The organism is Saccharolobus solfataricus, assembly GCF_900079115.1.
Classification (GTDB): Archaea; Thermoproteota; Thermoprotei_A; order Sulfolobales; family Sulfolobaceae; genus Saccharolobus; species Saccharolobus solfataricus.
In genome coordinates, this window is record NZ_LT549890.1 from 883687 (window position 1) to 890000 (window position 6314).

Here is a 6314-nt window from a genome sequence, read left to right on the forward strand (position 1 = left end):
TCTTAAAAATCTTCCAATTATTTCAGTAGTGTCTATCTTTTAATATGAAAAATTTTTGATGTTTTAGTTTGAAAAATTTATTAAGTGAGAAAACAACTCTCTATTGGAATGAAGAATCTTTATAAAATTAACTTTTCAATATCACACCAAGGTTGCTGGACCAGCAAAATAAAAGATAGTGTTGTTACCTTAAATGTATCAAAATATAATAATAAGAAAGTCAGAGTCACAATAGCTTCTCCAAAATTAATAGTAACTGACCTAAAAAGGTCAGAAAACGTTTACGAAATTCTAAAGTATAGAAAGGTAAAAGGGGGTTATATAATTGACTTCCTTGAAGATCTGAGTACTACAATTTCAGGATATATACTCTCGAGCAGTAATATATTAGAATATAGAAATGTCGTAAGGGAAGGAATAGAAAAGTGGGAAGTAACAACTTTAGCCAAATCTTTAGTAGGCAAATTATCAGAAAGATTTCCCATAGATAGCATTGTAGTTAAAGAAATAAAGTTTTCAGATATGTTCTATAATGGTTTGACAGAAAAGGAGATACTAGTCCTAAAAACCGCAATAACTATGGGATATTTCAATTATCCAAGGCAAATAAAAGCTAAGGAAATTGCTGAAAAATTAGGTATCTCCAAGCAAGATTTCCTTTATCATCTGCGAAAATCAATAGAGAAAATAATTTTCTCATCAGTTATAGAATAGTAATTCATGCATATTAAATTACTAAAAATTTAAGTGATTAAAAAGGTTTAAAAATAATATAAGACTCCTTTATATTCAAAGACTATAATCACCGAACTTCTTAATTCTGTCTGGAAATCTGCTCTTTATCACATAATATGTAATTATGTGAATCAAAAGAATAGCCCAAGCTGCATAAACTGCTATATTTAATGGGAAAGCTGGCGCAGGGTAAGTACCAAAATATATTACAGCAATATATAATAGTATTGAAATTATCGGTATCACTACGTGTTTCGCTATGTTAGCCGTACGCATTTTAACCTTACGTACAATTAACCCTAAGGCAGCAAATAAATGACCTAAGGCGACGTAGAATGAGCCAAATGTTATTAAAAATATACTAGCCTCTAACGGACCTAGAATGTAACCACTTATAAGGCTAAGAGCACCTGTAACAATACCAGTAAGTATTATTGCATTACCCGGCACACCGTATTTATTAACTTTTGAAAAGACTTTAGGATATAATACACCATCCCTAGCCATACCGAATATCATTCTACTCCCACTAGTAGCAAACGCTAATGCAGAAGAGTTAAACATAAACGCTACAAGTATTATTAACATATATACAATAGCGGGATTGAAATACTTACTATAAATCACTATCATTGGGTCTGGAAGATTAGCATAATTAAACATATTATTTATTCCATAAACTATCGTCTGCGCATAAGAATTCAATATCAATCCAACTCCAAGTATTCCAAACGTTAAGAGAAGTGCCTTTGGCAAAGTACTTTTTGGAACCTTAGCTTCTTCCGCTACTCCTATTGGAGTTGTGGCACCACCAAAAGTAGTAACACCAAAAATCATTGCCGTAAGTACCAGCGCCCAATTGTTGTTAACCGGAACAGCCGTAAACGGTAAAATACTATTCTTTGCTCCAGCAATTAAAACGATCGAAGTTATAATTAGAAAACCTATTGAAATCAATCCTATTACGAGATTTAACAGACCTCCAGGCTTCACTCCAAGCCACATTATTGTTGTAATCTCAATTGTAACTATAATCACTATTGCTGCCCATAACCAAGGCATTGAAGAAGCAATACTGGGAGAGATCAAGTAGATGAAAGACGCAATTCCTAATATTCCAAATCCAGCTGTTCCAGCAACAAGATATTGATAAATATAACCATATCCTACAGTAAAGGAAGCCAAACTACTGCCTAATCCCTTCTTTATCATAGCAACATAGCCATATGAAGCTGCAATCTCCTTGCTCCACTCATAAATAACAATAAGTGTAGTAGCATAGATCAAGTACGAAAGTATCACAGTGAGTGGCATAGCTCCTCCTACCAATCCAGCAAGGCCCACAAAATAGAGTGTGGCAACAGCTATTGGGGCATTAGCTGCAATTCCATAACTTGCAACAAGCCAAGTACCAAGGACACCTTTTCTCAATTCACTTACATTCTTTTTTTCTTCATCCATATCCCAAATACAATTTTTTAAATATTTCTACTTTTCTATCAACAGTTGTTCATTAGATTTTAACTTTATGAGTTAAACAATGTTAAAGGAGGACTTTTTAAATCCAATACCCTATTTAGTACGTTTAATAATAAGTAAGTTTTATCCTATCTCGGACCCGGAAAAATAGAGCTCAGAAATCGATGATGAAAAAACTTAAGATGTCACGTGAGATTTTCGTTAAAAATGGAAGTCAGTTTTTTATCAGATCCTAAGATTAGTATTATTAAGAGTTTTAGTGATTATCATAGAATCAAGTAGGAAGCTTCAGCCTTTTTAAGAATAGTGATAGTCAGATTTCTTGAGATAATTGCCAAATAGTAAAGAGAAAAGCTAAAGCTATCACTTAAGCAACTAACTCCTCAATAGTTAAAGAAGGAGATTATAGCTACTGTAGCAACTAAGATGATTCTTTTATATAAGATATCATAAAGTATTTTAATGAAAATAATAAAATATCTCAGGAATTCTTTAATGATCTACTCAAGAGACTGTCCCTAATGTAAATAATTGAATATAAATAACAAGAGAGAAATATAGTATTATGGATTATAAGGAATGAAATGCAATTATATCTTTCAGTATAACGAGAGATTAAGCTTATATTGTAGGAGAAAATAACCAAATATAGAGAAAAACAGAATTTTCAACATAGTTCACACTACCTCGATCAACTCACGCGGTACAAGTTAGTGGGCGAGTTGGCTCTCGACTGATAAAAAGAATTTATCAAGGAGGTGGAGGGATCAAAAATTTTTTAAACGGAAGGGAAACCCGTAAACTGCTATTAGCTTAATAACGACACTCTCAAACATCACTGTACTAAATTCTATGAAGCTTAAATGTCCGAAAAAATTCCTAATAATTATTAAATTTAATTAGTATTTTTATTTATAAGAATTTATAAATATTTTTAAAAGGTTTATTCTCTCAAACGTCTAGGTAAAAGTAATGATTCCAGGTAAGAAATGTCTTTAAGTATTTTAGCAAATTTGCCTTCTACATAATTTTCCCCAAAGTCCCCAAAGAATTCATTTCTAATTCGGATTGTCGTAGCTAATCTTTTAGGCTTAAATTCTATTTCATTACCTAATATGTTCTTCATGACTACTCTTCCAGCAGCAACTGCAATATCTGCAGTCATTGGAATTTCCTTATCTTCAAATGTTACACAATCACCTGCGCCATAAACGTCATTATATTCAATTGACTTAAGATTTTTGTCTACGAGTAGTCTATGGTTTTTATTAGCATGTAAATTGCCTACTATTTGTGGTCCTTTTAAGCCTCCTGCGAAAATAGTTAATTCAGTTTTAATCTCACCATAACTTGTGACTACAGAATCTTTTTTGATTTCTATAGCTTCTACTCCTAACATTAGATTGACTCCTAACTCTCTTAATAGATCTTCAGCCTTTTTTGACGAGGCAGTGGACATAGTTGGTAGTAATCTATTTCTTCTTTGAACTAAAGTGATCTTCTTCCCCTTTATATTCCCAGCTAACTCTACACCAGTTGCACCTCCCCCTATGATAGTTATATCCTTAACTTCATTTAATCTTCTCTTTAACTCTATAGCATCTTCTAATGTTTCTATTTTGTGCGCATACTCTTTAGCTCCTTTTAATCGTGGAAGATTTTGATGATGACCTAAGCTTACTATAAGTTTATCATAAGTTAATTCCTTACTATTATCAAGTATAACTTTCTTATTTTTAAAATCAATTTTTTGCACATTTCCAAGTATAACTTTCTTATATTTTACTATAATATCTTCCAATTTCTTCATTCCGCATATAAAATCAATTATCCATGGCGTTAAAAGAAAATAGTCCTTTCTGTCGACTACTAAGGAATTTTCTTTATTTTGATTATAAGCTGAAACTCCTGCGAATCCTCCACCTAAGATAAGTATCATTTAAATACCCTCTAATTTCTCTCTAAATATTGAAAGAACGTATTCTCCAGCTTGCTTAAAAGTTAGTTTAGGTGGCATTGGTCTCTCATTTGGATCTACTATTGCATCTAAAAGTGCCTGTCCTTTAGTGTTTAGAAAATCTTCTATTATTTCCTCAGCCTCTTTTGGCTCTTCTAATCTAAATCCTTTAAATCCAATAGATTCAGCTATCTTTGTGAAATCTGGGTTATATAAATCGACTCCCCATTCTGGGTACCCCATTACTTCTTGTTCAAATTTTATCATTCCTAATTTAGAATTATTATAAACGATTATTTTAACTGGAAGATCATATTTCTTAGCAGTTATCATTTCCATCATAGTCATAGTAAAACCTCCATCTCCTACAAAAGAAATAACTTGTCTTTTATTTTCTACAGCAAAAGAAGCTCCTACACTTCCTGGGACTCCAATGCCCATTGAACCTAGCCAAGCAGAAAATATAAAGGTTTGCTCTCCTGAAGCTCTAAAGTGTCTAGCAGTCCACATAGTTACATTTCCAGTATCAGTAACTATTACTGCGTCTTTCTTGCACTTCTGGGAAACTATATAAGCTACTCTCTGAGGTTTCATTGGTTTATCTAAACTATTCTCCTGCTTACTTATAGAATCTAGCCAATCTTCCTTCTTTCCTTTTAACTCTTCATAGTATTTATCTGATTTCTCTTCGATATCTATATTTAGGAACTCAGCAACTGGAATCGGATAAGAGAGATTAACATCTAACCTCTTACCTATATTAGAATTATCTATATCAACCTGTATCACTTTGGCACTCTTATTTAGAAAATTAACGTAAGGAAATGATGCGCCTAACATTATTAATAAATCAGCCTTATCCATCGCCTCTATGGAAGGCTTAGTTCCTAAAAGACCTATTCCGCCCATAACTTTAGGATCTAAATCTGGTAAAATCCCCTTACCATTTAATGTATATATTATTGGTGCTCCTATTTTTTCAGCAAACCTATTTATCTCTTTACCTAGGCCTCTAGTCCCTCCTCCAATTAGTAAAACTGGTTTCTCACTTTCTTTGATTAATTCCTTAGCTCTAGAAAAATCTATCGAATATTTAACTTTACCTACTTCAGTATTCTTGCTACCCTTATATTCTGAGGACTTTCTGAGAATATCTACTGGTAAATTTATGTGAGCTACTCCCCTTTTGGAAATAGCCTCTCTTATAGCCCTCCTTATTATATATTCCGCGTTTTCTGGGTTAATTAAAATTTGATTATATACTGCCACATCATCAAATAACTTAGTTAGGTTAACTTCTTGAAAATAATCGTGACCTATCATATCTGACTCTACTTGTCCAGTTAGCGCTATTACTGGAGCATGATCCATTTTTGCATCGTATAATCCATTTAATAAATGGATTGATCCAGGACCAGAAGTACCCATACATGCTGAAGGCTTACCAGTTATTTTCGCTTCGACCGAGGCAGCTAAAGCTGCACCTTCTTCATGTCTTACTTGTACGTATTTTACTTTAGATTTTCTTATCGCGTCAACTAAAGGGTCAATGGAATCTCCAGGAATTCCATATATTCTTTGAATTCCATTATCTTCTAATACTCTTATTATTACTTCTGCAACTGATGGCATAATATATATATTTTACTTATTCCTTTATAGTCTTTTTTATAATAGCCGCAACTGGCTTATAACTTCTCTTAATGCAAAATATAGAAAAATATTTGGAAAAACTCGTACTATTGTGAGATGAAACTTGCTAACAGATAATAAACAAAATTTAAGAAAACATTCTATTCTATCACCTTCCTCAAGTCCATCGTGAAACTTGCCAACGTGTAATTGCCTTGAGAATCCATCCTCAATACAAGAGTGTAATCCGAGTTATGTTAACTCAACGCTTCAAATCCTTCCAACTCAATGGGATTCAAATCGGAAGAATAGGGAGGCAAGAAAAGCAAGTAAAGCCTAGAAGCAGTAACGAGAACATGAGAAGCTCTGTGAAAACTAGCAATATCAAAATGATATTACTGGAATTCCTAACCCTAAGCAAGTAAAGAAAATTAATGAAAACCCTAAGAACATTGAGTGCGGAGATAAGTGTCAATATTAAGCTATAAATTATGTCACAAAGGTAATCCGT

The 6314-nt window shown here is 32.8% G+C and carries 4 protein-coding genes and 1 pseudogene; 1 reads left to right on the forward strand and 4 read right to left on the reverse strand.

Annotated features, from left to right (window positions below; all coding sequences use genetic code 11):
* The first annotated feature begins 108 nt into the window (after positions 1-108).
* Complete coding sequence (locus SSOP1_RS05145) at positions 109-714, forward strand: helix-turn-helix domain-containing protein (protein WP_014511611.1); 606 nt, start codon at positions 109-111, stop codon at positions 712-714.
* Between the two features lie 75 nt (positions 715-789).
* Here SSOP1_RS05145 and SSOP1_RS05150 read toward each other — a convergent pair whose 3' ends face one another.
* The 4 genes and pseudogenes from SSOP1_RS05150 to SSOP1_RS18025 form a co-directional block, all read right to left on the reverse strand.
* On the reverse strand, positions 790-2196 hold the full coding sequence (locus tag SSOP1_RS05150; protein ID WP_009989229.1) for an APC family permease: 1407 nt from the start codon (positions 2194-2196) through the stop codon (positions 790-792).
* Between the two features lie 961 nt (positions 2197-3157).
* The gene (locus SSOP1_RS05155; protein ID WP_009989228.1) at positions 3158-4153 is read right to left on the reverse strand and encodes an NAD(P)/FAD-dependent oxidoreductase; all 996 of its coding nucleotides are present in this window, start codon (positions 4151-4153) and stop codon (positions 3158-3160) included.
* Positions 4154-5803: a pyruvate oxidase gene (locus SSOP1_RS05160; protein WP_009989226.1), complete on the reverse strand. Its 1650-nt coding sequence runs from the start codon at positions 5801-5803 to the stop codon at positions 4154-4156.
* A gap of 281 nt (positions 5804-6084) precedes the next feature.
* Positions 6085-6189: pseudogene (locus SSOP1_RS18025) on the reverse strand (transposase); the annotation flags it as partial.
* Positions 6190-6314: the final 125 nt, after the last annotated feature.

Bases quoted from the DNA above. Each gene is read 5' to 3' on its own strand.
- SSOP1_RS05145 (WP_014511611.1), top strand. From the start codon at position 109: ATGAAGAATCTTTATAAAATTAACTTTTCAATATCACACCAAGGTTGC.
- SSOP1_RS05150 (WP_009989229.1), bottom strand. From the start codon at position 2,196: ATGGATGAAGAAAAAAAGAATGTAAGTGAATTGAGAAAAGGTGTCCTT.
- SSOP1_RS05155 (WP_009989228.1), bottom strand. From the start codon at position 4,153: ATGATACTTATCTTAGGTGGAGGATTCGCAGGAGTTTCAGCTTATAAT.
- SSOP1_RS05160 (WP_009989226.1), bottom strand. From the start codon at position 5,803: ATGCCATCAGTTGCAGAAGTAATAATAAGAGTATTAGAAGATAATGGA.